Raw genomic sequence first — 24,589 nt, forward strand, 5'->3', positions numbered from 1 at the left:
CATGCAGACGCTCGAAGCGAGCTCACCGAGACCGGCTGTCGACCTCACCCGGCCCGGACCCAACGGCCGTGTGCTGCTCGACAGCCAGGCCGCCACCGAGTCCAACGCCCGCACCTACCCGCGCCGGATCCCGGTCGCGATCGCCGAGGCCTCCGGGTCCCACATCACCGACGTCGACGGCCGCCGCTACATCGACTTCCTCTCCGGCGCGGGCGTCCTCGCGCTGGGCCACAACCACCCGGAGCTGGTCGCGGCCGTGACCGCTCAGCTGCCGAAACTGACGCACGGCCTCGACTTCCCGACCCCGGTGCGCGACGAGTTCAAACGCCGGCAGATCGGGATGCTCCCGGAGAACATCCGGGACGACTACAAGATGCACTTCTGCGGTCCCACCGGCTCCGACGCCGTCGAGGCCGCGATCAAGCTGTGCAAGAAGGCGACCGGCCGCGGCCAGGTCGTCGTCTTCCAGGGGGCCTACCACGGCTCCACCCAGGGCGCCATGTCCCTGACCTCGGAGCACGCGCCGAAAACCGGTCTGCACAACCTGCTGCCCGGCATCCACTTCACCCCCTACTCCTACTGCCATCGCTGCCCCGTCGGCCTGGCTCCCCAGAACTGCAGCACCAACTGCGCCGAGGTCCTGGTCAACACCCTCACCGACACCCACGGCGGGGTGCAGCTGCCGGCCGCGATCATCATGGAGCTGGTCCAAGGCGAGGGCGGCGCCATCCCGGCCCGCCGGGAGTTCGTCCACCGGGTCGCCGACACCGCTCGAGAGCTCGGCATCCCGCTGATCGTGGACGAGGTCCAGACCGGCTGCGGCCGTACCGGCACCTGGTTCGCCTTCGAGCAGTACGGCATCACACCCGACGTCGTCGTGGCCTCCAAGGGCCTGTCCGGGATGGGTCTGCCGGTCGCCGCCATCCTCTACCGCAAACACCTGGACACCTGGACGCCCGGCAGCCACATCGGCACCTTCCGCGGCAACAACCTCGCCTTCGCCAGCGCCAACGCCTTCCTGGACGTCGTCGAGCGCGAGGACCTGCTCGCCCACGTACGCAAGATCGGCGACCACCTGCTCGGCGAGCTGACCCTGCTCGGCGACAGCCCGCTGGTCTCCGACGTACGCGGCCTCGGCCTCATGCTCGGCATGGAGATGGCCGCCGCCGGGACGGCCGACGCCACCGGCGTCGCCGCCAGGTTCCAGCAGGAGGCACTGCGCCGGGGCCTGATCGTCGAACTCGGCGGACGGGGCGACAGCGTCGTGCGACTGCTGCCGCCGCTGAACATCACCGTCGAGATCGCCGACGAGGCCGTGGCGATCCTGCGCGACGCCCTCACCACGCTGGAGGCGGAACTCGCCGCGGAGGCCGGCCGATGAGCACCCTCGTGTCCGGACGGGCCGGCCGCCCGCCGCGCATCGGCATCGTCAACCTGATGCCGAACGCGGAGCAGTACGAGAACTGGCTGATGCCGCAGCTGTCCCTGTCGGGACCCTTCGAACTGCAGTGGATCAGGATCTCCTCCCGCCGCTACCGCCTCGACGACCCGGCCCGCATCGCCGCGACGTACCGCACCTACCAGGAGGCCACCGCGGACGCACCGCTGGACGGCCTGATCGTCAGCGGCGCGGCGGTGGAGCACCTCCCCTTCGAGGAGGTGCGGTTCATGGACGAGCTGAACGACATGGTGCAGGACGTCCACGCGCAGGGGTCGCCGCTGCTCGGCCTGTGCTGGGGCGCGATGGGTGTGGGCCACCTGGTCTACGGGCTGCCCAAGGACACCTACTCCGAGAAGATCTCGGGGATGTACGAGACCGAGCTGCTGGCGCAGGACGGTCCCATCGCCTCCGCCCTCGACGACCGCTTCTGGTCCACGCACAGCCGCTTCGCCGGCTTCGACGACAAGGCACTGGACGCCAGCACCACGGTCCGGGCACTGGCGCGGGCCGAGGGCGCGGGCACGGTCATCGCCGAGTCCTACGACCACTCCGTGCTGATGCACACCGGCCACCCCGAGTACTACGGCTCGCGCCTGGCCGAGGAGTACCACCGGGACGTGGGCCAGCAGGTGGCGGGCGTACGGGCACCGGTCGGCGTGGACCTGGACCGGCCGCTGCGGCTGTGGCGCAGCCACAGCCTGGCGTTCTTCGCGAGCTGGGTCCGGCTGGTCGGCGACCAGTCGGCCGCGCGGTAGAGGACGGGGAGGACCAGTGTCACCACAGTCACCCCTGTCCCCCGTGGCCCCCGTGGCCGATGTGGCCCCCGTGACCGCGACCGGCCCCACCGGGCGGCCCCTGCGCCCGGTGGTGTGGAAGTTCGGCGGCTCCTCGGTGGGCGACATGGACCGGCTGCGCCGGGTCGCGCAGCGCCTGGTCGATGCCAGGCGCGCCGGCGCGGACGTCGTCGCGGTCCTGTCCGCGATGTCGGACACCACCGACGACCTGCTGGAGATGGCGAACGTCCTGACGGCGCAGCCCGACGCTCGGGAGCTGGACGCGCTCCTGGCGGTGGGCGAGTCCATGTCGTGCGCCCTCGCGGCGATCGCCGTGCACGAGCTGGGCGAACGTGCCGTCTCCCTGAACGGCCGCCAGGCCGGTGTGCTGACCGACACCGCGCACGGCAACGCCCGTATGCAGTCGATCGACCCGCAACGGATCGTGGCGGCCCTGGAACAGGGGCTGATCGTGCTGGTCACCGGCTACCAGGGCGTCACCGACGACGGTGACGTCACCACCCTGGGCCGCGGCGGCTCGGACGCCTCGGCCATCGCCGTGGCGGCCGCGCTCGGCCTGCCCGAGTGCGACATCTGGACCGACGTGCCCGGCGTCTTCACCGCCGACCCCCGGGTGGTCCCCGACGCACGGCGCCTGGACCGGCTCAGCCACGAGGCGATGCTCCAGCTCGCCGAGGCGGGCGCCCAGGTGATGCAGCCGCGCGCGGTGGAGCTCGCGGCGGCGCACGGCGTCGCCATCCACGTCCGCTCCTCGTTCACCGGCGAGCCGGGCACCTGGATCACAGAAGGCAGGGAGGACAACGACATGTTCGAGACCGCCAGGATCACCGGCGTCGCCCACCGTCGGCACGACCCGCTCTACCAGGTCGACGGCCTGACGCCGGCGCAGGTCTCGGCGGCGCTCGCCGGCCACGGCCTGCCCGTCGGCTCCATCATCGGCAGCCCGGGCGAGCTCCGCTTCACCTCGCCCGGCGCCGAACCGCAGGCGGTCATCGCCGCCCTCGGCGACATAGGCGCCGCCGTCGCGGTCCACGACGAGGACCTCGGCAGTGTGAGCGTGGCCGGGGACGCCTGCGGCAACCGGTCCGAGGTCACCCTGCAGATCCTCGAATCGCTGGAGCGCACCGGGATCCGCCCGGTGCTGGTCACCAGCACCCCCAGCCGGGTCTCCTGCCACGTCGCCTCCGGCGCGGTCGACGAGGCCGCCCGGGTCCTGCACAGCGCCTTCGGCCTGCACACCGACGCTGCTGCCGCGCCGCAGCCCGTCGGCGCGGGACGAGCCAACTGAGAGGGCGGGAGCATGACCACCACGCAGGCGCGTGAGGACACCGCGGGCCGACGCGGCGTCCTCGCCAACCGGGACTTCGTCAAACTCTGGAGCGGGCAGACGGTCTCGCTCGTCGGCTCACAGGTGACCGACATCGCGCTGCCGCTGGCGGCGGTCATCACCCTGAACGCCAGCGCGTTCCAGATCGGCCTGCTCAATGTCGCCAGGTTCGCCCCGTACGTACTGGTGACTCTGCTGGCCGGAGTCTGGTTCGACCGGCGGCGCAGGCGGCCGACCCTGATCGCGGCCGACGCGGTCCGGGTGCTGCTCATCGGCGCCCTGCCGCTGGCGCACCTGCTCGGCGTGCTCTCGCTCCCGTGGCTCTACGCCGTCGGGTTCCTGGCCGGCGTGGCGACGGTCCTGTTCGATGTGGGGATCCTCTCCTACATCCCGGGACTCGTCGACAAGGACGACCTGGCGGACGCGAACAGCAAGATGACCGCCAGCTACTCGGTGGCCGGTATCGCCGGCCCCGGCCTGGCCGGCTTCCTCGTCGGCGCGCTGACCGCGCCCGTCGCGCTGACCGTGGGAGCCGCCACCTACCTGGCCTCGGCCCTGGCCCTGTGGTGGATCCGCAGGCCCGAGGCCGAGCCGGAGCAGCCCGCCGAACGCACGTCGGTACGCGCCGACATCGTCGAGGGCCTGCGCACCGTGGTCGGCAGCCGCATCCTGCGGCACCTGGCCACCCAGTCGGCCGTGTTCAACCTCTTCGAGAACGTCATGACGACCGTCTTCCTGGTGTACGCGGTCAGGACACTGGACCTCAGCCCGTTCCAGCTCGGCCTGGTCGTCGGCGCCGGCTCGGTCGGCGCGCTGCTCGGCGCGACGTTCTCCGGACGGATCAGCAGGCGCCTGGGCTTCGGCCCGGCGCTGCGCCTGGTCACGCTCCTGGCCTGCCTGTCGCCCGTACTGCTGCTCGTACCCGGCGACAAGGGCCTGCTCTCCCTGCTGGTGCTGGGCGCGACCCTGGCCGTGCACGGCTTCAACCTGGCCGTCTTCAACGTCAACTCGCTCACCCTGCGCCAGACCGTGACACCGGCCCGCCTGCTGGGGCGGATGAACGCCAGCTACCGCCTCATCCTCTACGGCACCATCCCGCTCGGCGCCCTGCTGGCCGGCTCGCTGGCCTCCGTGTTCGGGCTCCGCACCGCCCTGGCCGCCGGCGTCGCAGGCATCGTGCTGCCGGCCGCGTGGATCACCTTCTCGCCCGTCTACCGGTTGCGCGAGATGCCACAGGGCCCCGAAGAAGCCGAGCCGGCCACAAGCGTCGCGCCGTCACGCGCGGCCGAGTCGTGACCGCACCCCGGACGCTGCCCCCTCCCCTTGCCTGAAAGAAGGACCACCCAGTCATGTTGACCGATTCCCAGCGGGCCGCGCTGACCGCCAGGCTGCGTCGCACGGCCCCCCCGATCTCCTCGATCCCCCGCCGCTCGCCCGCGCTGCAGGACCTGCCGTTGTCGTACGGACAGGAACAGCTCTGGTTCATCGACCAGCTGGCCCCCGGGGAATCCACCTACACCATCGCCGGCGCCGTACGCATGACCGGTGCCCTCGACCGCGCCGCCCTCGGTGCGGCACTGGACGCCCTCGTCGCCCGCCACGAGGCGCTGCGCACCCGCCTGGTCACCGTGGACGGCGCGCCCGTCCAGGTGGTCGACCCGGCCGCGCCCGTCGAGCTGGCCTTCGTGGACCAGCGGCACGTCGCCGCGGACGAGGTCGAGGAGGCCTGGCGGGCGGCGGCGCAGAAGGAGACGGCCCGCCCGTTCGAGCTGGAGCGCGGCCCCCTGTTCCGCGCCCTGCTGCAGCAGCTCTCCGACGAGCACCACGTCCTGCTGATCACCGTCCACCACACCGTCTTCGACGGCTCGTCGTTCCCCGTACTGCTGGCGGAACTCTCCGAGTCGTACGCCGCCGCCGTCGCCGGTACCGCGCCCCAGCTGCCCGAACTGCCCGTCCAGTTCGCCGACTTCGCCGTCTGGGAGCGCGACCGGCTGCAGGGCGAGACGCTGCGGGAGCTGACCGAGTACTGGAGCGAGAACCTTCAGGGCGCACCCGTCCTCCAGCTGCCGACCGACCGCCCCCGCCCGCTGGTCCAGACGTACCAGGGCACCACGGAGTCCAGGGACCTCGGCGACAAGGTCCTGGCCCGGCTCACCGCGCTCGGCCGCGACGAGGGCGCGACCCTGTTCATGACCCTGATGGCCGCCTACCACGTCCTGCTGCACCGCTACAGCGGCCAGGACGACATCGTGGTCGGCACCGTCAGCGCCAACCGCAGCCGCCCCGAGCTCCAGCCGGTGATCGGCTACCTGATCAACACCCTGCCGGTCCGGGTCGACCTGTCCGGCGACCCGACCTTCCGCGAGGTCCTGGAGCGCACCAAGACCGCCACCCTGGGCGCCTTCGGCCACCAGGACCTGCCCTTCGCCAAGATCGTGGAGGCCGCCAAGGCCCCCCGCGACCCCTCGCGCTCCCCGGTGTTCCAGGTCGGCTTCATGCTGTCCGACGACCAGAAGCGGGACCTGCGTCCCGCGGGCATGACCTGGGCCTCCGAGGAACTCCCCGCCGAAGCGGCCAAGTTCGACCTGTTGGTCTCCGCCGTCGAGAGCGGCGGCCGGCTGGGGCTGAACCTCAGCTACGCCACCGCCCTGTACGACGCGGCCACCGCGCAGCGCCTGCTCGGCCACTTCGAGACGCTCCTCGACGGCCTCCTGACCGACCCCGACGCCCGGATATCGCAGCTCCCGATCATGACCGAGGCGGAGCTGCACCAGGAGCTCGTCACCTGGAACAGCGACAAGGCCGACTTCCCCGACTGGAACCTGCACCAGGCCTTCGAGGCCAAGGTCGCGGCCCACCCCGACGTCATGGCCGTCGAACTCGACGGCGAGGGCCTGACCTACGCCCAGCTCGACGCCCATGCCAACCAGGTCGCCCGCCGCCTGCGCGAGCTCGGCGTCGGCCCGGAGTCCCTCGTCGGCGTCAGCATGCAGCGCACCGTGCGCCGCATCGTCGGCCTGATGGGCATCCTCAAGGCCGGCGGCGGCTACGTGCCGCTGGACCCGGAGTACCCGGCCGACCGCCTCGCCTTCATGGTCGAGGACGCGAAGATGGCCGTGGTCCTCACCGACGGGCCCAGCGCCTCCGCGGTCCCCACGGACGACGTCACGGTGCTGGACCTGGACCGGTCCTGGACCGAGCTGACCGCGCTGGACGACAGCCCCGTCGAAGCCCTCGCGGACCCGTCGAACGTCGCCTACGTCATCTACACCTCGGGCTCCACCGGCCGCCCCAAGGGCGTCGTCGTCGAGCACCGCAACGCCGTCAACTTCTGCTACGCCGAGATCGAGTTCTGGCCGCTCGGCCCGGGCGACCGGATCCTGCAGTTCGCCTCGCTCAACTTCGACGTGTCCGTCCTGGACATCTTCGGCGCGCTGCTGTCCGGCTCCACCCTGGTCCTCGGCAGCACGCAGACCCTCCTCTCCCCGCCGCGGCTGGCCGACCTGATCCGCGGCGAGGGCATCACCTTCATGTGCCTGCCCCCGGCCGTGCTGAACCTCCTCGCGGAGGAGCAGTTCCCGAGCCTGCGCGTCGTCATCGCCGGCGGCGAGGCCTTCTCCTCGGAGCTGGTCCGCAACTGGGCGCGCCCCGGCATGCGCTTCATCAACGGCTACGGCCCCACCGAGACCACGGTCGGCTCGACCATGGCACGGTGCCAGGACGACGGCATCGACCCGCCGCCGATCGGCCTGCCCCTGACGAACTACACGGCGTACGTGCTGGACAAGCACCTCAACCCCGTACCGGTCGGCGTCGCGGGCGAACTCCACATCGGCGGCGCCAGCGTCACCCGCGGCTACCTGGGCCGGCCCGAGCTGACCGCCGAGCGCTTCGTCACGGACCCCTTCAGCGAGGACCCGGACGCGCGCATGTACAAGACCGGCGACCTCGCGCGCCGCCTGCCGGACGGCAACCTGCAGTACCTCGGCCGCCTCGACCACCAGGTCAAGATCCGCGGACTGCGCGTGGAGCTCGGCGAGATCGAGGCCGTACTCGCCGCCCACCCCTCCGTCGCCCAGGCGATCATCATCGTCGGCGAGGACCAGGCCGGCCAGAAGAACCTCATCGGCTACGCGCGGACCAACCCCGACGCACCGGCCGTCACCGTCGGCGACCTGCGGGCGCACCTGGGCGAGGCACTGCCCGCGTTCATGGTCCCCGCCCACCTGATCATCCTCGACACCTTCCCGCTCAACGCGAACGGCAAGGTCGACCGGGCCGCCCTGCCCGCCCCGGACAGCGCCGGGGACGCGGGCGACTACGTCGCTCCGCGGACCATCCTGGAGACGGTCCTCGCCGACATGGTCTCCGACGTCCTCAAGCTGCCCCGGGTGGGCGCCGAGGACAACTTCTTCGAGATGGGCGGCAACTCCCTCCAGGCGATGCAGGTGATCACCCGCCTGCGCAAGGACCTCGGCGTCGACACGGACGTGACCGCGATCTTCCTCGCGCCCACGCCCGCCCGGCTCGCCGCGGCCCTGGTCGCCAAGCACGGCCTGGAGGACGCCCCGCTGGACGAGCTGGACGACCTCGAAGCCCTGGAGGAGGCGGCCGCCCCGGCCGCCGCGGGTACCCCGGCCGCCGCGGCCGCCGGCGCCGACTCGGGCACCATCGTGCCCCTGTCGGAGCGCACCGACGGCGACCCGTTGTTCCTGATCCACGCCGTCGGCGGCACCGTGTACCCCTACTTCGGCCTGATGCAGGAACTCCAGGACCGCTACCGGGTGCTCGGCGTGCAGGCCGCGGGCCTGCGGCCCGGCACCGAGCCGCGCAAGGACCTGGGCGAGATGGCCGACGCGTACACCGAGGCCGTACGCCGGGCGCAGCCGTCCGGCCCCTACCGCCTGGCCGGCTGGTCGATGGGCGGTCTGCTCGCCCTCCAGGTCGCCCGCCGCCTGGAGGCGTCCGGCGCCGAGGTCGCCCTGGTCGGCCTGCTGGACACCCCGTTCTCCGCGGACGACGTCTCCGGGGTGAGCGAGCAGGCCTTCGCCGCCCAGTTCGTCCTGGACGGCGCCCGCGCCCTCGGCCCCGACGCGGGCGAACTGCCCGACCCGCAGACCACCCCGGTGGCCGAGCAGCTGCGCTGGTTCGGCGAGAAGCTGACGGGCGGATCGGGCGACAGCGAGGAGGTCCAGGAGGACATCAACCGCAGGTTCCAGGTGTTCAAGGCCCACATCACCCTGATCGGCGGCCACCGCCCGGAGCCCGTGGCAGCCCCGGTCGTCGTGGTCTGCGCCGAGCAGTCCCCCGACCTGTCGGCCCAGTGGACCGCCCTCCTCGGCACGGCCACCCGTACCGTCCGCGTCCCCGGCGACCACTACACCTTCCTGCGCACCCCGGGCGTCCAACTGGCCGCCAAGGCCCTCCGCACCGCAGACGAGTCCTGACCGCCCCGGGGCGCGGCCCAACCGCGCCCCGGCCCCCACAGACCCCGGGCCGGCCACTGCCGCCCGGGGTTTCCCCTGCGCGAAACGAAAAAGCAGAAGCCCCGGGTCACGGCGAGTGAATCCCGGGGCTTCGATGGAGCCGCCTTCGGGATTCGCACCGGAGACCTACGCGTCCTGCTGACCAGGTCCTGTCCGGTCGCGCATCGGACGGGCGGGGCCGTGGCGTGAAAAGGCCGGCCGAAAGCCGAAAGCGTAGCCGTGGAACGATCACCGCACTATCATCCGATTTTGCTTGGGCTTGACCAGAAGCCCAGGTGAAAGCGATGCGGGGGGATCACGTGCATCACCATTTGGGTCGGCTCGGAGTAGAGGAAAGGCAAGAGCAGGCATACAGAGGCCTGTTGCGCTGTACACGCGCCACGCCGCACACCCTGGCGGTCCACCTCGGCTGTGACGACACCGAGGCCGTGGAATCCGTGTTGAACACTCTCGTGGCCATGGGCATGGCCACCGCCGACGGGACGGAGGTCTACCGGCCGGTCGCGCCGAGCACGGTGGTCGCCCGGCTCGTCGAGCGGCGGCTCAAGGCCCTGCACGAAGAAATGCGGCACGTCTCGGAGACCCGGGACCTGCTCGAATCCCTGCTGCGCGAGCAGGAATTCGACAACGGGGGCCCGTACGGAGACTCCCAGACCGACGCGCCACTCATCGAACGGCTCGAAGGACTGGTCAAAGTCCGCGAGAAACTCGACGAGTTGTCGTTCTTCTGTCGGACCGAACTGCTCGCCACCCAGCCGGGCGGCCCCATGACGAAGGACAACATCGACGCCGCCCGGCCGCTCACCGAGCAGCTGCTGCGGCGCGGGGTCGCGATGCGCACCATCGTGGAGAGCGGCGCCGTCGCCGACCTGGCCACCGCCAGCTACCTGCAGGAACTGACCACCAAGGGGGTACGGATCCGGGTCGTGGAACGGACCGCCGAACGGCTGCTGGTCTTCGACCGGCAGACGGCACTGGCGCCCATCGACCCGAACGACTCGACGCTGGGCGCGGTGGCCGTCCGCGAGCCGGGCCTCGTCGGCGGCATGATCTCGCTCTTCGACCGGATCTGGGCCGAGAGCCGCGAACTCGACGAGGTCGTCGGCAGCCCTGCGGAGGGCGGGGGCCCCGAGGGCGGACTGTCCGAGCTGGAAAGGCAGATCCTGGCCACCATGCAGATGGTCGACAAGGACGAGATCGGCGCGCGCGAGGTCGGCGTCTCCGTCCGCACCTACCGCAAGTACGTGGCCGCGCTCATGGGCCGCCTGGACGCGGCCAACCGCTTCCAGGCGGCGCTGCTGGCCCGCGACCGCGGCTGGATCTGACCAGCGCCGGATCCCGGGTCCGGGACCCCCGGCCGCGTCAGCGGGCCGGGGTGTCCTCGGGGTCGAGCAGCCACTCCCAGCCGACCAGCCCCGGGTCCTGCCACAGCCTCCGCAGCTCCTCGGTGACGGCCTCTGCGGCCGTCGCCTCCGGCAGGACGACCGCCAGCGAAAAGCCGACCGCGAAGAACTGCACCGTTGCGCGCCATCCCGGCGGCAGGAGGGACGACACCCGCACGGCCGTGGTCTCCGGCGCCCCGGACCGCCCGTGGGCCGACACGGACGCCGCCGGGGACGGCATCACCAGGACGCGCAGGAAGGTCAGCGCACCGGTGTCCCGCGGCGCGGGCTCGTGAGGGCCGTCGGTCATGCCGCCCGCCCGCCCGGGACCCGCGCCGCCCCGTCCGTGTCCGCCATGTCAGCCGTCTCCGTCAGGTCCCCCGCGTCCGTCCGCACGGCCAGGGCTGTCAGCGGGCGCTCCGCGAACATCCGTACGGCGGCTCGGGAGACATCGGCCGGCGAGGCCTCGCGCAACGCCCGGGGCAGGCGCATGAGCCAGGTCGCGTCGTGCCCGTAGGCGGCGGTCTGGCAGAGCATGTCCGCAAGGGTCTCCTGTGCGTCGAACACGCTCAGCACCTGACCCTCGCAGAAGATCCGCGTGGCGTCCGTCTCGGCCGCTGTGAACGGCTCGCGCGCCAGCCGGCGCACCCGCTCGCGCAACTCCCCCACTGTATGCGGCCGGTACGGCCCTTCGTGCCAGGCCCGCAGGTAAGCGCGGTGGCCCGCCGCGACCGTGTCGCGGCCGACGATCACGGTCAGGCCGGGGGTGCGGTCGACGGCCAGCCGGGAGCCGAACCAGCCGCCCAGCGCGGCCGTGGCCAGGTAGTCCGCGGCCTCGGTCGCGGTGCTCATCGCTGCGGGCGCACAAAGGGTCACGTGCGCCTCGGCGGCACCCGGCCGGTGCAGGGTCAGCACAGTGTCCTCCCCGTAGGCGTCTGCGGGCCCCGGCGCCGCCCCCTCGGGGGTGACGGCATCGGCGGCGCTCCACCCGGCGAGGGTACGGGTCACGAGGGCGGCCGTGGCGTCCGGGTCGCCGGGACCCGTCACCACGACCACGGCGCCCGCGGGGCCGGGCAGTGCGGCGGCGTTGCCGGCCCCCGGGAGCAGCCGCAGGCGCAGTGCGGCGTCGGCGGCCCGCTGGAGCGCGGTCGCGGCCGGAGCGGCCGACACAGAGGCGTGCGCGGGCCCGTTCGCCGCGGCCGTACCGGCGGCCAGGACCGTCCCGACGACCGTACGCAGCCAGTCCCCGGCCCGCTCGGCCGGCGTGTGACCGCTCACTTCCAGCCACTGGTCGTCCGTGGTCACCCGGACGGTGCCGAAGTGTCCCGTGGCCCGCCAGGCCGCCCCCGCCCGCAGCTGGGCCTCGTACACCAGCCGCCGGATCCGACCCGGATCCCGCCAGCCGTCCGGACCGAGCGGCGCCTTGATCCGCAGCTCGGCGAGCGGGGTCCGCACGTCCCGGTAGCAGACCACGCGGGTGCCGGCCGGGGTGAGGGTCTCGGCCCGCGCGGGCACCACCGGCTCGCCGGTGGTGCCCGCGCGGCCGCCCGGGGCGGCCGGGGCCTCGTACGGCGCCGGGCGTGTGCGCTCGGCGCCCGGTGTCAGCACCAGCACGGCCCGCGCCGACCCGCGCAGCGCCCGCGCCGCCCCGGCCACTTCCGCGGGGCCGACGTCGGCCAGCAGGTCCGGCAGCTCGGCGAGGAGTCCGGGGCGGCCGAAGAGCAGCTCCAGCCGGCCCAACGCGCGGGCCCGGGTCTGCAGATCGTCGTGGCGGCGCACGTGGTCCAGGGCCAGGTCGCGGACGGCCGTGCGGACCGCCTCGCCGTGGCCCGCCGCGCCCGGCTCCGCCCAGTGCGCCAGCCCGGCGTCGACCCGTTCCACGAACCGTTCGGGCGCGGCGTCCGGCGGCAGCAGCCCGGTGACCACCAGGGTCTCGGGGGCCAGGGCGTCGAGCGGCCCGAAGAAGCCGCAGCTCGTCTCGACGGGACCGCCACCGCCCTGCCCGCCGGTGGCGCGCAGCAACCGGGCCAGCACGGTGTGCGCGAGGTACCCGCCAAGGTCGCGGGCGGGGTCCGGCAGCCGGTAGCCGAGCGCCACGGCGGTCGCGGGCACGCCCGGTTCGGTGCCGTACGCCCACCGGTCCGCTTCCGGCGCCCGCTCGCCCAGGTCCGGGCGGGCGGGCACCGGCCGCCCAGGGATGTCCCCGAAGTACCGCTCGACCAGCGCGCGGGCCTCGACCGCGTCGAACCCGCCGACGAGCGTCAGCACGGCGTTGCCGGGCGCGTAATGCTCGGCGAAGAAGGCCCGGCAGTCGGTGACGGTCGCGCTGCGCAGCCGCTCCGCGTCCCCGTACCCGTCGTGCGCGTTGGCGTACGAGCGGTAGAGCACGGCGGGCAGCAGCGGCCAGGGGAAGCCGCCGTACGGGCGGTCCAAGGTCGTCCCGCGGATCTCCAGGGCGACGCCCTCGAGCTGCTCCGCGAGGGCCTCCTCGGTGAACAGCGGCGCCCGCATCCGGTCGGCTTCGGCGAACAGCGCCATGTCGAGGGCGGAGGCGGGCACGGCCTGGTAGTAGTCGGTGTAGTCCTGGTGCGTGGTGCCGTTCGCGGAACCGCCGAGCCGGTGGATCCGGTCGTAGAACTCGCCTCCGGCCAGCTGGGCGCTGCCCTGGAACATGAGGTGCTCGAAGAGGTGCGCGAAGCCCTCGCGGCCGGGGGGTTCGGACCGGAACCCGACCCCGTAGTGCACGGCAACCGCCACCCGGGGGTGCCCGTGGGAGGGGGCGAGCAGCACCCGGAGCCCGTTGGGCAGGGTGAACCGGTGCATCAGTGGTCTCCTGGTGCAGTGGGACCGCCGAAGCCGGTGAGGTAGCCGAGGAAGCCCGCGAAGCGTTCGACGGTCTCCGGCTGCCAGCCGACGTAGGCGGTGTAATCGTGCAGGTGCAGGGCGATGCGCAGGGCCGCCAGCCGCGGCCGCAGCGGGCCGAGGGGGCGCCCGTACCCCTCCTCGACGGCGTCGACGAGGGACTGCCAGGCCCGGCTGTCGCCGGAGAGCTGCCAGGCGAGCTCGGTGAGCTCGCCGACGGCCCAGCCCACGTCGGAGTACCAGGGGGCGAGGCACAGGTCCTCGCCGGCCAGCAGCTCCACGGGGCCGTCGGCGGCGGGGCCGGACACCGGGGCGGCGACGAGCGAGCCGAGGCCGGGCGCGCCGTGGGACACGACGAGGGCCGGGTCGGCGGCGAGTTCGGCGGTCCAGTCGCGCAGCCGGTGCCAGCGCTCGGCGCCGAGCCGCTCGCGCAGTACGGACGCGGCCTGCGCGGCCCAGACCTCCGGCGCGCGGCCGGCGAGCCACGCGTCGAGCCGGGCCCAGCCGCGCGAGGCGGTGGACGGAGCCGGCACGCCGGCCCGGACGGGCACAGGGACCGGCGCGGTGTGCAGCGCGGCGAGGGCCCGGCCGAGGGCGTGCAGAGCCGGGCGCAGCCCAGGGTGAGGGCCGTGCCGCAGCAGGTGGCCGGCCACGGACTCGTCCCCGGACAGGCCCCGGTAGGCGCGCGCGCCGCCGGGCAGCTCCTCCCCGTGGACCAGGCGCACGCCCGGGGTCCGGGGGATCTCGGGGAGCGGGGTCGGCAGCGGGTGGAAGCCGGCGGGGGCGAGCGGTCCGGGCTCGCGGATCCACAGGCCGCCGTGGACGGTCGTGCGCAGCAGCCCGGTCCCGAAGCGGACGGGACCGCCGCCGACGTCCTCGGCGGCCTCCTTGACGGCGGTGGCGGTGGCGGTGGCGGTGGCGGTGGCGGTGGCGGTGGCGGTCACAGCGTGCTCGCCGGCGTCGGGAGGGGCACGGACCCGGCGGCGGCCAGTTCGCGGCGGCGCTGCTCGACCATCGCGAGCGCGTCCGGCAGCGGCGCGGGCGCCCAGGCGTCCTCGCGGCCCGTGGTCATGGAGAGCCCGGGACGCGGCGGCAGCACGGCCACGTTGGGACGGGCGGCCAGCGCCGCGTGATGGGCCCGGTAGGCGGCGCTGTGCAGCCCGCCCGGCGGCAGCGCGGGCAGCAGCACCACCGGGGCGGTGGTGCACTGCGCGGCCAGCAGCGCGGGGCTGTCGGCCAGCCCGAGGGCAAGGCGCGCCATGAAGTGCAGGGTGGCGGGGGCGACGACCACGGCTTCGGCCCACTCCGTCCACAGCACGTGCCGCGCGTGCACCTCGTCCTCGGCCCACCGGTCCGGCAGGACCTCGGCGCCGCTGTGCCCGGCGAGCGTGACCCGGCTGACGAACCGCTCGGCGCTCGCGGTCACCCCGATCCGCAGCTCCAGGGACGGGTACGTGCTGCGCAACCAACCAAGCCAGTACGGCAGTTCGGCGGCGGCCACGGCCCCGGTCACCACGAGCAGCAGCCGCGAGATCCCCAGCGCGGGCGCCGGTACGGCGGCCACGGAACCGGGGGCGGCCTGCGCGGCGACCGCCGCCGGAACAGTGGCCGGGGCCGGAACCACCGGGGTCGCGACGGCCTGCGTACCGGCGCTCACCGCGTCAGCTCCGGCAGCATCGCTTGCAGGTCTGCCAGCGCGGAGGGCAGCCCCTCCACCTGGCACACACCGGTCAGGTTCAGCGCGATCTCGTCGACGCCCACCTGCGCGTACTCCACGAGCCGGTCACGCACCTCGCTGATGTCGCCGTGGACGAACGCGCCGCCCTCGATCACGGCCTTCGCGACGGACAGCGGGTCGGGCTGGTCGATGTCGATGCCCGAGCGCCGCAGCATGTCCTGGTAGTGCGGCATCGACAGGTGACCGGTGTTGCCGGCCAGGACCAGCTTCGCCGGGTCCCGGTCGGGCGCGGTCAGCGCCACCGGGACCATCGCCACCAGGCGCGGCACCGGCCGGCCCACGGCCTCGGCCCCGGCCCGGAGCTCGGGAACGATGACGTCCCGCAGGTACTTCGGCGGGGTCAGCCACGTGATGGCCACGTCCGCCACCTCACCGGCCAGCCGGGCCATCTTCGGCCGCAGCACGCCGGCGCCGAGCTCGACGCGCGGTCCCGGCAGGGACGGCAGCCCGATGCGGCAGTCGAAGTACTCGCCGCGCAGCTCGACCTCGCGGCCGGCCAGCAGGCCGCCCATGATGGTGAAGTACTCGCGCACCGCACCCAGCTGGCTGCGGTAGGGCGCGCCCAGCACGTTCTTCTGGAGGATCGCCGCGCCCGGTCCGATGCCCGCGACCACCGGGTGGCCGGTGGTCACCGCGAGGGACTTGGCCTGGAGCGCGGCCTCGATCGGGTGTCGGAAGGGCATCAGCGTGACCGCCGTGCCCACCGGGATCCGGAATCCGGAGGCCGCCGCGTACGTGAAGGTCTGGTAGGGCTCGGACATCAGGGCCTGGCCCTGCCACAGCCGGTCCGCCGCGCCGGAGGCGACCAGCGCGGCCAGCGGGAGCGCCTGCTCGTGCCGGGTCGGCATGAACGGCATCATGATCGAGTACTTGGTCATGCCGTGACTTCCTTCGTGGACCGGGCCGCCGGGGAGGCGGCGCCGCTGAGCAACTGGGCACTGACCAGTTCGCTGTAGGCGGGGCTGGAGTCGAGCAGCTCGTCATGCGTGCCCTCGGCGATGACCCGGCCGCGGTCCATGACGACGACCTTCGCGGCGTGCCGGACGGTGGACAGGCGGTGCGCGACCACCAGGACCGCGCGGTCCTCGGCGAGGGTGTCGACGATCTGCCGCAGCCGCTGCTCGTTGACGCTGTCGAGCTGCGAGGACGGCTCGTCGAGGAGGACCAGGCTCCCTTCCGCCAGAACCGCGCGGGCCAGGGCGACCCTCTGGCGCTGACCGCCGGAGAGGTCGTGGGCGCCGCCGAGGACGGTGTCCAGGCCGTCGGGCAGCGCCCGGACGGAGGTGTCGAGGCCGACCGCGGCGAGCGCCGCGTACAGCTCCTCGTCGGTCGGTACGGCGGCCAGGCCCAGGCACAGGTTGGCCCGTACGGTGTCGCCGAGCAGGGTGAACGCCTGGTCGACGAAGGCGATCCGGCCGCGCAGCTCGTTCAGCGGCAGGCGCGCGGCCTCCTCGCCGAACAGGTGCACACGGCCCGACTGCGGCTCCATGAACCGTTCGATGAGGGCCAGCGCGGTGGACTTGCCGGCGCCGGAGAGACCGACGACGGCCGTCAGACCCCGGGCGGGCACCTCGAAGTCCACGCCGCGCAGGACGGGTTCGTCGCCATAGCCGAAGGTCACGTCCTCGAAGCGGACGGCGGGGGCCGGACCGGGGGTGTTCCGGCCGCCCGCCGTCCGGGCCGGCTCCGCCGCGGCGGGCGCCAGGTCCTCCACCGGTAGGGCGAAGACGTCGTTGAACCGCTGCCGGGAGGTGAGCCCGGCCTGGATCTGCGCGGCACCGGAGGCCGCCATGATCAGGGGAGCGGTCAGCTGGAGCAGGTAGAGGAGGAAGGCGACGAAGTCGGGGAGGGCGAGGTCACCTGAGACGAGCCGGGAGCCGCCGCCGAGCAGTACGGTCAACAGGGCGATCTGCTGGCCCAGGTTGATCACGGGGACGACCAGCGACTCCATGCGCGCCGCGTCCACGCCGAGCTTCTCCAGCCGCCGTGCGTGACCGTCCAGGGTGTGGCCGACCCGCTCCTCCGCCCGGTACGCCTTGATGACGACCAGGGCGTCGAGTGCGGTGATGAACTGGTGGGTCAGCGTGCCGATGTCGTCCTGCATGTTCTGGTACGTGCGCCGCAGCCCGCGGATCACGACGGCGACTATGGCCAGGGCGCACACGAATCCGGCCAGGGTGATCAGGAGCAGCACCCAGTCCAGGACGCCCATGATGACGATGGTGCCGAGCAGGGTGATCGCGGCCATCGGGAGCTGGATCGGCCCGATGTTGATGGCGCCCTTGAGCTGCATGGCGTCGGCGGTCAACCGGGTGGCGAGGTCGCCGCTGCCCACCGCTTTGGCGTCGGACAGCCGCATGGCCAGGCCGCGCCGCATGGTGGTGATGCGCAGCCGGCGGACGAGCTGCTCGCCGAGGCGGGACAGCAGGAACGCGGCGAGCGCGCCCGCCAGGGCGGAGCCCAGTCCGGTGCCGATCATCAGCAGGGCGGCCCGGGTGAGTCCCTGGCCCTGCTGGACCTGCTGGACCAGCTCGGCGACGACCAGCGGCAGTGCGAGGGTGGCGGCGGCGGAGACCGCCGCGAGCAGGGCGATCACGGCCATCTGGAGCCGGTTGCCGGGCCGGAACAGCTCGCGCAGGATGCGCAGCTCACCGTCCCAGGAGTCGGCGGCGCGTTCGGCGGCCGCCTCGGTCGCGGTGGTGGCGGTCATGACATTCCCCCCAGTCGGGCGTTGCGCAGGGCGGTCCGGGCCTTGACGATGCCGCCGTGCTGGAGCAGGCCACCGATGTAGATCCGGCCGCCGACGCGCAGCAGCGCGGCGATCGAACCGAGCAGCAGGACGGCGGCCAGGGCGACCTCCCACCACGGCACGTTCTCGCTCGCCATCCGGACCGGCATGACGGCCGAGGACAGGCCCGGCACCAGGGAGAGCACCCGGGTGAGGGTGTCGCTGATCCCGGTGAAGGGCGCCAGCGCGGCCATCAGGCTCAAGGTCTGGAGCATGCTGACCGGGCCGGCCGCGTGCTGGAGGTCCTCGGCCCGGGAGGCCAGGGCCCCCGCCACGGCCCACAGGGCGGCGAATCCCAGGAAGCCGGGGATGAACCAGAGCACCACGGACACGCTGGTGCCGATCGCGTCGACCGGCGCGTCCACCAGGTCGGCGGCGATGGCGACCGTGACGCCGCCCGCCGCCATGGCGCTGATCTGCACGAACGCCACGAGCCCGATGCCGAGCACCTTGCCCGCCAGCAGCTGCCAGGCGTGCACCTTGGCCAGCAGCACCTCCACGATGCGGCTGGACTTCTCCTCCAGGACGCCCTGGGCGATGCCCTGGCCGAACATGAAGGTCAGGAAGAACAGGGCCATCACGCCGATCGCGGCGGTCATGGTCCGCTCGGTCCTGCGGTCCGCGTCCGGGTCGAGCGCGGACACGGTCAGCGGCTGTACGGCCAGGGCGCGCGCGATGGCGGGGTCGGTCAGGCCGCCGTCCCGCAGCTGTTCGGTGGTCTGCGCCGTGCGATGGGCCTCGTACAGCGGGCCGGCCAGCGGCTCGGGGAGCTTCTCGCGGACCAGGACACGGCCCTCGCCGACCAGCGCGGCGTCGGCCTTCTCCGCCCGTACGGCGGCCTCCGCGGCCGCCTCGCTCTCGTAGGAGACGACCTCCACGCCGCGCGCGCCACCGTCGCCGGAGGCCCCGGCGGTCTGCGCGCGCAGCGATTCGGTCAGGTCCCGGTGTTCGCCGACGACGGCGAGGACCGGACGGTCCGCGGCGCCGGTGAAGACCTTCTGCAGCCCGAGGGCACCGCAGAACACCAGGATCATCATGACGAGGGAGGCCCACAGCTCCTTGCGCTGGAACTGCGTGACGATCTCGCGCCAGGCGACGAGGCCGACGAGGGTGAGCGGCCCGTGCGGGGTGTTCCGGTTCATGCTGCCACCGCCTCGCGGAAGATTTCGGTCAGGGACGACTCGCGCCAGGCGAAGTGGACGATGTCGCCGTGGGTCTGGGCGGCCGAGAGGATCTCCCGTACGGGGACCTGCTCCTCGACCTCCAGCGTGTAGCGGTTGTGGCGCGCCTCGACGACGCGGGTGCCGGCAACGGCCGACGCCCACCCGGCCGGAGCGCCCTCCAGGGCGATCTCCAGGCGGCGGGTGGTCCTGCCGCGCAGTTCCTCCACCGTCCCCTCGGCGACCAGGGCGCCGTCGCGGACGATGCCCACCCGGTCGCACAGCCGCTCCACCAGGTCGAGCTGGTGGCTGGAGAAGACGACGGGGACGCCGTCGCGGGTGAACTCGGTCAGCGCCTGCGCCATCGCGTCGGAGGCGACCGGGTCAAGGCCGGAGAACGGCTCGTCCAGGATCAGCACACCCGGGCGGTGGATCAGGGCGGCGATCAGCTGGACCTTCTGCTGATTGCCCAGCGACAGCTTGTCCAGCACGTCCTTGGGGCCCATCTTGACCCCGAGGCGCTCGATCCACTCGTCGGCCCGGGTCTTGGCCTCGCGGGCCCCCATGCCGCTGAGCCGGGCGAAGTAGACGAGCTGGTCGCGGGGGCGCATCTTGCCGTACAGGCCCCGCTCCTCGGGCATGTAGCCGATGAGGCGGCGACCGGCGCTGTCGACGGGGCGGCCCTCGAAGCGGACCTCGCCGGTGTCGGCGGCCAGCATGCCGAGCGCGATGCGCATGGCGGTGGTCTTGCCGGCGCCGTTGGCTCCGCAGAACCCGTACAGCTCGCCGGGACGGACCTGGAAGGACAGTCCGCGCAGGACCTTCTTGTCGCCGAACGCCTTGGTGAGAGCGTCGAACTCAAGCACCGGCCACCTCCGGGACGCGGTCCCCGGCGACGGGGGAAAACTCGACGACGGACCGCACCGGGGTGACCGGACCCTGCCAGGTCGGGGTGAGACCGGCCCGGTCGGCCAGGTCCTTGACGGCCTCGACGGTCCGGGCGGGGACCGGGACGGTGGCGGCGACGCGCAGCGCGGTGTCGGCGGCGGCGAGGCCCGTGCCCATCTCGGGCAGGTTGATCTCGGCGAGGAGCACCCGCCCGTCGGGGCCGGCGGCCTCGGCGACGCGGCGCAGGATGGCCACGGACTTCTCGTCGCTCCAGTCGGCGAGGATCCCCGACAGCAGGTAGACGTCGTGTCCCTTGGGCAGTTCCTCGAAGAAGCTGGCGGCGACGGCGGTGCCGCGGTCGGCCAGGCCGGCCTCCTCGATGCGGCGGGCGGCGATCCCCGCGACGTTGGGCAGGTCGATGACGGTGCCCCGCAGGTGCGGGTGGGTGCGCAGCAGCTCGATGAGCAGGGTGCCGTTGTTGCCGCCGACGTCGGCGACGCTGCGGACCGTCGACCAGTCGTACCCGCGGATGACGGCGTCGGCGTCCCAGCCGGCCTCGGTCGGCCCCTCGGCCTCCAGGGCTCTGACGTAGACCGGGTCGGTGTTGATCTCGTCCCAGTAGTCGCGGCCGAACACGGCGGCGTGGGAGGCCTCCCCGGTCCGCACGGTGTGCAGCAGGCCCACCAGTCCGAGGGAGACACGGCCGAACAGGCCCTCCATGCTGAGGTACTGGGCGAGGCTCGGCTCATGGCTGCGCAGCAGGGGGCGGGAGAGGTCGGTGAGGGCGTGGACGCCGTCGGCGTCGACCGTGAACAGCCCCAGTTCCACGAGGTAGCGCAGGAGCTTCGCGAACACCTCGGGGTGCGCTCCGGCCCGTTCGGCCAGCGTCGCGGCAGTGCCGCCTCCTTCAGCCACCAGGTCGGCGATGCCGAGGGTGGCGGCCACGCGGACGGCGTTGGGCTTGAGGAGGTCGGACATGTCGAGGAGGGTCTGGGTGTGTGCGCTGTTGTCGGTCATTTCGCCTGGGCTTCCCGTTGTGGAAGTGAGAGGTTCGACGGGCACGGGGCCCGGAAGGGGGGCGGGCACGGTGCCCGGACGTCAGGTGGGGGCGCGGGTGCCCGGGGTGGGCGCGGTGCCGTGAGGCCCCGGGGGCGGCGGGTGCCCGGAGTGGGGCACCCGCCGCGGGCGTTCTAGCCCGGCCCGTTGGTGGTGACGTAGCTGAGCGCGAAGCTCGCCACGGCGCCGCAGAACGGGGTGGTGGCCGGGGCGCCGGTCACCGCATCGACCTCGATCTCGTCGGCGTCGGCATAGGACTCGTAACCCGTCACCAGGTCTTCGAGCGTGCTCCGGTCGTTTCTCATGGCGTTCGTCTCCCTTCAATTAGTGTGCGTGAACGCTGAGTTGGGCTGAGGGCTCCGGCTCAGCCGGGTCCGTTGGTGGTGACGTAGCTGAGCATGAAGCTCGCGGCGGCACCGCAGAACGGGGTGGTGGCCGGGGCGCCGGTCACCGCATCGACCTCGATCTCGTCGGCGTCGGCATAGGACTCGTAACCCGTCACCAGCTCCTCAAGGGTGTTCTGGTCGTGGGACATGTGGTTCACCTCCCTTCGTCGGCTCGTTGCGTACGGGGGACGGCGGCTGCGGGAATCCCGCGGGGATCAGCAGCCGAGCTTGTAGGTGGCGCCACCGGCGGCGGAGGCGGCGGCCGAGGCGCACCAGCCGGAGGACACGGCGGACGCGGCGACGGTCGCGGCGCAGACCGGGGTGGTGGCCGGGGCGTCGGCGACCGCCTGGATACCCAGCTCCGAGGCCTCGGCGTAGGTGTTGTAGCCGGCGACCAGGTCCATCATCGAAGCGTTGTCCATGGTTCTTCTCCTTGTGGAAGGGTGCCCGGTGGGCACCTGAGAGGTGTGCCGTACGTGGTGCACGTGCGGTACGTACTGAGGTGGAAGCAGGGAGCGGGTGCGCGGGCACTCACGCCCTGCAGCCCCCTCAGGCCGCGGCGGCCGTCGGGGCGGTGCCGGTCGCGCCCGGGGTTGCGGGTGCGGGGAGTTCCGGCGAGGTGAGGTTGCGCGCCGGACGGTGCGGGTCGATGCCGGCCTGCGTGAAGCGGGCCGTGAGCGCCTCGGTCAGCGGGGTGCCGTGCCGGGCTCGGTCGAGCAGGGCTTCGGCGGCGGCGCCGGCGCGGTGCTGTCCGAAGCTGAGGCCGCGCATGGCCGGCCGGTGGTCCGCGGGCTCGAAGGCCACGCCGACGCCGGGGGCGACGCGGTGGACGAAGTGCGATGTCTCGGCGCCCAGTCCGGGCAGGGACGGCGCCAGTTCGGCGAGGACCGGAACGGCGTGCCAGGCGTCGGGCTGGAGGTAGACGACGAGGGCGTCGCGCCTCGGGTAGAGCGGCAGGCAGGAGAGGACCTTGGCCTGGTACGCGATCTCCAGCTCGTTGAGCCGGGCCAGGACGGCCCGCCAGGCGTGCGGGGCGGCCTGGGAATCGCTCAGGTTCAGGTAGACGCGCAGCAGTTCCGTCGGCGCGCCACGGTTGACCGGGCTGGTGACGACGAAGAAGCCGGGGGAGAGCGCGGGCCGCGCGGCCGGCACGTCCAGTTCGACGAGGGTGCCGGGTGCCGGGGCGGTGACGCTCATGGCCTGCCGGGGGGCCCATGTCCGGATGCCGTCCCGCAGGACGAGCACGTCGGCGGCGTCGGCGGGGGTACCGGCCGGCTGGGGAAGCACCACGGCCTCGGCGGTGACGGTGCGGTGCGGTACGGCGTCGCCGAGGCGCCGCTCGAAGTCGGTGTCGCGCAGGATCCGCGGCAGCTTGGAGGCCGACTCGTCCTGGCCGGAGTGCAGGGTCTCGTACAGGGCGGTGCCCAGGAGGGTCTTGAGCTCACCGGGGCTGTCCGCGGTCAGTTCGCGGCCCGCGACGGTCGCGGAGAGGCGGTCGTCGGCGATGCGGACGCGTTCCAGGGCCTGGAGCAGCGCGGCGGGCGGGGCTTCGGTGCCGGAGCCGGTGCCGTGGCTCGTTCTTGTTCTCGTTCCCGTGGTCACTGGGTTACCTCCAATCCGAGGGCGGTGACGAACTTCTGGGGGTGGAGAAGGATGTTGCGGCCGATGCCGGCGGCCGCCCGCTCGATGCCGGACAGACGCATCCGCTGCGCGCTGCCTGCGATCAGGCGGTCGAGCATGTGCCAGCCGGCGAAGGCGGCGGCCCGCTCGGGGAGTCCGGGGTCCATGTCGGGGCGTACGGCGGCGTACGCCCGCCAGAAGTGCCGGATCTTGGGCCGCAGGCGTTCGATCTTGGCCACGCCGCGGCTGAGGATCGCCTCGTGGGTGAGCTCGTACTCCTCGGGCCCGCTGCCCTCTTCGTCGCCACGGGTGGTGACCACGTCGAGGATGGAGCGGTAGAGCCACTCGCCGGCGAAGCTGCCCACGTCGCGGGCGGGGTCGGCGAGCCGGAACTCCTCCCAGTCCGCCACGTACAGGCCCTCGTCGGTGAGCAGGAGCTGGTCGACGCGGAAGTCGCAGTGGGAGGGGACCTTGGGCGCGGCAGCCTCGGCGGCGCGCAGCCGCGTCAGTGCTTCGACCAGCTGTGCGTCGCTCTGCATCAGGCGCCAGGCCTGGAGTTCGGCGAAGCCCAGGTTGTCGAACATGCCCGGAGGCAGGCCCTGGAGGAAGTCCAGGGAGGGCAGCGCCGGCGGGGTGGTGTCCAGCTCCTCGGGGCCGGGGTGCTCCGCGCCGTGCAGGAGGCCGATGGCGCGGCCGACCTGGCCGGCCAGCTCGTCGTCGAAGCTCTCGTCCACCATCAGCTCGGCACCGCTGCGGGCGCCGTCGAGGTAGGTGAAGGCGACCAGCCGTTCGGCGGTGTCGTTGCCCAGGAAGACCGGGCCGCGCAGTGCGTGGGGCGGGAGGGTGACGGCGAACCGCTCGAAGGCGAGCAGGCGCCTCATCCGGTCGCGGACGTCATCGCCGGTTCCGACGAGCCGTTTGACGAAGACCTCGCGGCCGCTTTCCGTAGTGCCGGCCCATATTTCGTTGCGGCCTATCGGCGCGGAGAGCGAATTCCTGTCGAAGTGGCCGAATCCCATGCGGTCCAGAAAGGATTCCACCGCAGGAACTCCGTCGAGATCGACGGGAGCGAATGTGGTCGACATCGGGTGGCCGGCCTCAGATGCTCTGCGTCGCGGGACCGGTGGTCACCGGCGGGCTCTGCCAGCCGGGGATCGACGGGCGCGGGCTCTGCCGGCTCGGGCTCTGCCAGCCCGGGATCTGCTGGCCGGGGCTCTGCCAGCCCGGGATGGAAGCGGCCGTGACCTGCGGCTCCGTCGGCTCGCCCGGCGTCTCGTCGGCCACCGTGACGGCGGTCGCGGTGACCTGGTGAATGCCGGTCGGCGTGGCGGAACGGTCCTCCGAGTCACCCGAATCGGTCAGGGTCGCGACGGCGATACCGGCGACCAGTCCCACTGCGGTGAACACATAGACCGAGCGCTTCTTCGAACGTTCCTTGTCGGCGGCAGACTTCGACATTTCGTTTCCCCTCCTGGTGTCGTTCACTTCTCGACGAGGACAACTCTGCCGCGCCGGAGAGCCCCTGAGAGGGAAAAGAGCGTTCAGCTTCCTGTATGCGCGGTTCAGCTTCCTGCACCCGCCTCCGGGCCGTTGAAGAGGCCGCGGAACGCCCCAGGCCCAGGTCGCTGACCTGGGCCTTCGTGGAGGAGCTGCATCGACCG

General features: G+C 73.0%; 21 protein-coding genes. 6 read left to right on the top strand and 15 right to left on the bottom strand.

The features are described 5' to 3' along the window. Position 1: 1 nt before the first annotated feature. From IF89_RS0109300 to IF89_RS0109325, 6 genes are all read left to right on the top strand, one after another. The gene (locus tag IF89_RS0109300; protein ID WP_043193462.1) at positions 2-1,381 is read left to right on the top strand and encodes an aspartate aminotransferase family protein; all 1,380 of its coding nucleotides are present in this window, start codon (positions 2-4) and stop codon (positions 1,379-1,381) included. Then, the gene (locus IF89_RS0109305; protein WP_051806909.1) at positions 1,378-2,196 is read left to right on the top strand and encodes a homoserine O-acetyltransferase/O-succinyltransferase family protein; all 819 of its coding nucleotides are present in this window, start codon (positions 1,378-1,380) and stop codon (positions 2,194-2,196) included. The genes IF89_RS0109300 and IF89_RS0109305 overlap by 4 nt, the downstream gene beginning before the upstream one ends. A 70-nt stretch (positions 2,197-2,266) precedes the next feature. Further along, the gene (locus IF89_RS0109310) at positions 2,267-3,523 is read left to right on the top strand and encodes an aspartate kinase (protein ID WP_158717829.1); all 1,257 of its coding nucleotides are present in this window, start codon (positions 2,267-2,269) and stop codon (positions 3,521-3,523) included. Between the two features lie 12 nt (positions 3,524-3,535). Further along, entirely contained in the window at positions 3,536-4,858 is a 1,323-nt protein-coding gene (locus tag IF89_RS0109315; RefSeq protein WP_051806911.1) for an MFS transporter, read from the top strand. 53 nt (positions 4,859-4,911) lie between these two features. Continuing rightward, a complete protein-coding gene (locus IF89_RS0109320; RefSeq protein ID WP_051806912.1) occupies positions 4,912-9,009 on the top strand; it encodes a non-ribosomal peptide synthetase in 4,098 nt (1,365 codons plus the stop codon). A gap of 401 nt (positions 9,010-9,410) precedes the next feature. Next, positions 9,411-10,373 carry a response regulator transcription factor gene (locus IF89_RS0109325; protein WP_051806913.1) on the top strand — a complete coding sequence of 321 codons (963 nt, stop codon included), beginning with the start codon at positions 9,411-9,413 and terminating at the stop codon, positions 10,371-10,373. Positions 10,374-10,410: 37 nt separating this feature from the next. On the opposite strand, the gene IF89_RS0109330 is transcribed toward IF89_RS0109325, so the two are convergent. From IF89_RS0109330 to IF89_RS0109400, 15 genes are all read right to left on the bottom strand, one after another. Beyond that, positions 10,411-10,740 carry a hypothetical protein gene (locus IF89_RS0109330; RefSeq protein ID WP_030763984.1) on the bottom strand — a complete coding sequence of 110 codons (330 nt, stop codon included), beginning with the start codon at positions 10,738-10,740 and terminating at the stop codon, positions 10,411-10,413. Next, positions 10,737-13,253, bottom strand: a complete 2,517-nt coding sequence (locus tag IF89_RS44505) for a M16 family metallopeptidase (protein WP_063831268.1) — start codon at positions 13,251-13,253, stop codon at positions 10,737-10,739. The genes IF89_RS0109330 and IF89_RS44505 overlap by 4 nt, the downstream gene beginning before the upstream one ends. Beyond that, positions 13,253-14,236, bottom strand: a complete 984-nt coding sequence (locus tag IF89_RS40690) for a hypothetical protein (RefSeq protein WP_051806914.1) — start codon at positions 14,234-14,236, stop codon at positions 13,253-13,255. The genes IF89_RS44505 and IF89_RS40690 overlap by 1 nt, the downstream gene beginning before the upstream one ends. Continuing rightward, positions 14,233-14,949 carry a flavoprotein gene (locus IF89_RS0109345; protein ID WP_234327707.1) on the bottom strand — a complete coding sequence of 239 codons (717 nt, stop codon included), beginning with the start codon at positions 14,947-14,949 and terminating at the stop codon, positions 14,233-14,235. The genes IF89_RS40690 and IF89_RS0109345 overlap by 4 nt, the downstream gene beginning before the upstream one ends. Continuing rightward, complete coding sequence (locus IF89_RS0109350; protein WP_030763994.1) at positions 14,946-15,908, bottom strand: LLM class flavin-dependent oxidoreductase; 963 nt, start codon at positions 15,906-15,908, stop codon at positions 14,946-14,948. Before IF89_RS0109350 ends, IF89_RS0109345 begins: the two co-directional genes overlap by 4 nt. Then, positions 15,905-17,740 (bottom strand): ABC transporter ATP-binding protein, encoded by a 1,836-nt coding sequence (locus IF89_RS0109355; RefSeq protein ID WP_030763996.1) that lies wholly within the window; start codon positions 17,738-17,740, stop codon positions 15,905-15,907. The genes IF89_RS0109350 and IF89_RS0109355 overlap by 4 nt, the downstream gene beginning before the upstream one ends. Next, the gene (locus IF89_RS0109360; RefSeq protein ID WP_030764001.1) at positions 17,737-18,960 is read right to left on the bottom strand and encodes an ABC transporter permease; all 1,224 of its coding nucleotides are present in this window, start codon (positions 18,958-18,960) and stop codon (positions 17,737-17,739) included. Before IF89_RS0109360 ends, IF89_RS0109355 begins: the two co-directional genes overlap by 4 nt. Then, positions 18,957-19,844, bottom strand: a complete 888-nt coding sequence (locus tag IF89_RS0109365) for an ABC transporter ATP-binding protein (RefSeq protein ID WP_030764003.1) — start codon at positions 19,842-19,844, stop codon at positions 18,957-18,959. Before IF89_RS0109365 ends, IF89_RS0109360 begins: the two co-directional genes overlap by 4 nt. Then, complete coding sequence (locus IF89_RS0109370; RefSeq protein ID WP_030764005.1) at positions 19,837-20,883, bottom strand: methyltransferase; 1,047 nt, start codon at positions 20,881-20,883, stop codon at positions 19,837-19,839. Before IF89_RS0109370 ends, IF89_RS0109365 begins: the two co-directional genes overlap by 8 nt. Before the next feature lie 173 nt (positions 20,884-21,056). Next, a complete protein-coding gene (locus IF89_RS45895) occupies positions 21,057-21,227 on the bottom strand; it encodes an LxmA leader domain family RiPP (protein ID WP_158717830.1) in 171 nt (56 codons plus the stop codon). Positions 21,228-21,286: 59 nt separating this feature from the next. Next, the gene (locus IF89_RS46930) at positions 21,287-21,457 is read right to left on the bottom strand and encodes an LxmA leader domain family RiPP (protein ID WP_158717266.1); all 171 of its coding nucleotides are present in this window, start codon (positions 21,455-21,457) and stop codon (positions 21,287-21,289) included. A 66-nt stretch (positions 21,458-21,523) separates the two neighbouring features. Beyond that, the gene (locus IF89_RS0109385) at positions 21,524-21,730 is read right to left on the bottom strand and encodes an LxmA leader domain family RiPP (RefSeq protein WP_030025843.1); all 207 of its coding nucleotides are present in this window, start codon (positions 21,728-21,730) and stop codon (positions 21,524-21,526) included. Positions 21,731-21,857: 127 nt separating this feature from the next. Further along, entirely contained in the window at positions 21,858-22,910 is a 1,053-nt protein-coding gene (locus IF89_RS0109390) for a T3SS effector HopA1 family protein (RefSeq protein ID WP_051806915.1), read from the bottom strand. Further along, entirely contained in the window at positions 22,907-23,968 is a 1,062-nt protein-coding gene (gene lxmK / locus IF89_RS0109395; protein WP_234327708.1) for a class V lanthionine synthetase subunit LxmK, read from the bottom strand. Before lxmK ends, IF89_RS0109390 begins: the two co-directional genes overlap by 4 nt. A 58-nt stretch (positions 23,969-24,026) precedes the next feature. Then, a complete protein-coding gene (locus IF89_RS0109400; RefSeq protein WP_030764014.1) occupies positions 24,027-24,386 on the bottom strand; it encodes a hypothetical protein in 360 nt (119 codons plus the stop codon). Positions 24,387-24,589: the final 203 nt, after the last annotated feature.

This window comes from Streptomyces sp. NRRL F-2664 (assembly GCF_000719345.1).
Taxonomy (GTDB): Bacteria; Actinomycetota; Actinomycetes; order Streptomycetales; family Streptomycetaceae; genus Streptomyces.

Coding starts and splice junctions, on each gene's coding strand:
- IF89_RS0109355 (WP_030763996.1), bottom strand. CDS start 17,740: ATGACCGCCACCACCGCGACCGAGGCGGCCGCCGAACGCGCCGCCGAC.
- IF89_RS0109330 (WP_030763984.1), bottom strand. CDS start 10,740: ATGACCGACGGCCCTCACGAGCCCGCGCCGCGGGACACCGGTGCGCTG.
- IF89_RS0109305 (WP_051806909.1), top strand. CDS start 1,378: ATGAGCACCCTCGTGTCCGGACGGGCCGGCCGCCCGCCGCGCATCGGC.
- IF89_RS0109400 (WP_030764014.1), bottom strand. CDS start 24,386: ATGTCGAAGTCTGCCGCCGACAAGGAACGTTCGAAGAAGCGCTCGGTC.
- IF89_RS46930 (WP_158717266.1), bottom strand. CDS start 21,457: ATGTCCCACGACCAGAACACCCTTGAGGAGCTGGTGACGGGTTACGAG.
- IF89_RS0109320 (WP_051806912.1), top strand. CDS start 4,912: ATGTTGACCGATTCCCAGCGGGCCGCGCTGACCGCCAGGCTGCGTCGC.
- IF89_RS44505 (WP_063831268.1), bottom strand. CDS start 13,253: ATGCACCGGTTCACCCTGCCCAACGGGCTCCGGGTGCTGCTCGCCCCC.
- IF89_RS0109300 (WP_043193462.1), top strand. CDS start 2: ATGCAGACGCTCGAAGCGAGCTCACCGAGACCGGCTGTCGACCTCACC.
- IF89_RS45895 (WP_158717830.1), bottom strand. CDS start 21,227: ATGAGAAACGACCGGAGCACGCTCGAAGACCTGGTGACGGGTTACGAG.
- IF89_RS0109315 (WP_051806911.1), top strand. CDS start 3,536: ATGACCACCACGCAGGCGCGTGAGGACACCGCGGGCCGACGCGGCGTC.
- IF89_RS0109360 (WP_030764001.1), bottom strand. CDS start 18,960: ATGAACCGGAACACCCCGCACGGGCCGCTCACCCTCGTCGGCCTCGTC.
- IF89_RS0109370 (WP_030764005.1), bottom strand. CDS start 20,883: ATGACCGACAACAGCGCACACACCCAGACCCTCCTCGACATGTCCGAC.
- IF89_RS0109385 (WP_030025843.1), bottom strand. CDS start 21,730: ATGGACAACGCTTCGATGATGGACCTGGTCGCCGGCTACAACACCTAC.
- IF89_RS0109350 (WP_030763994.1), bottom strand. CDS start 15,908: ATGACCAAGTACTCGATCATGATGCCGTTCATGCCGACCCGGCACGAG.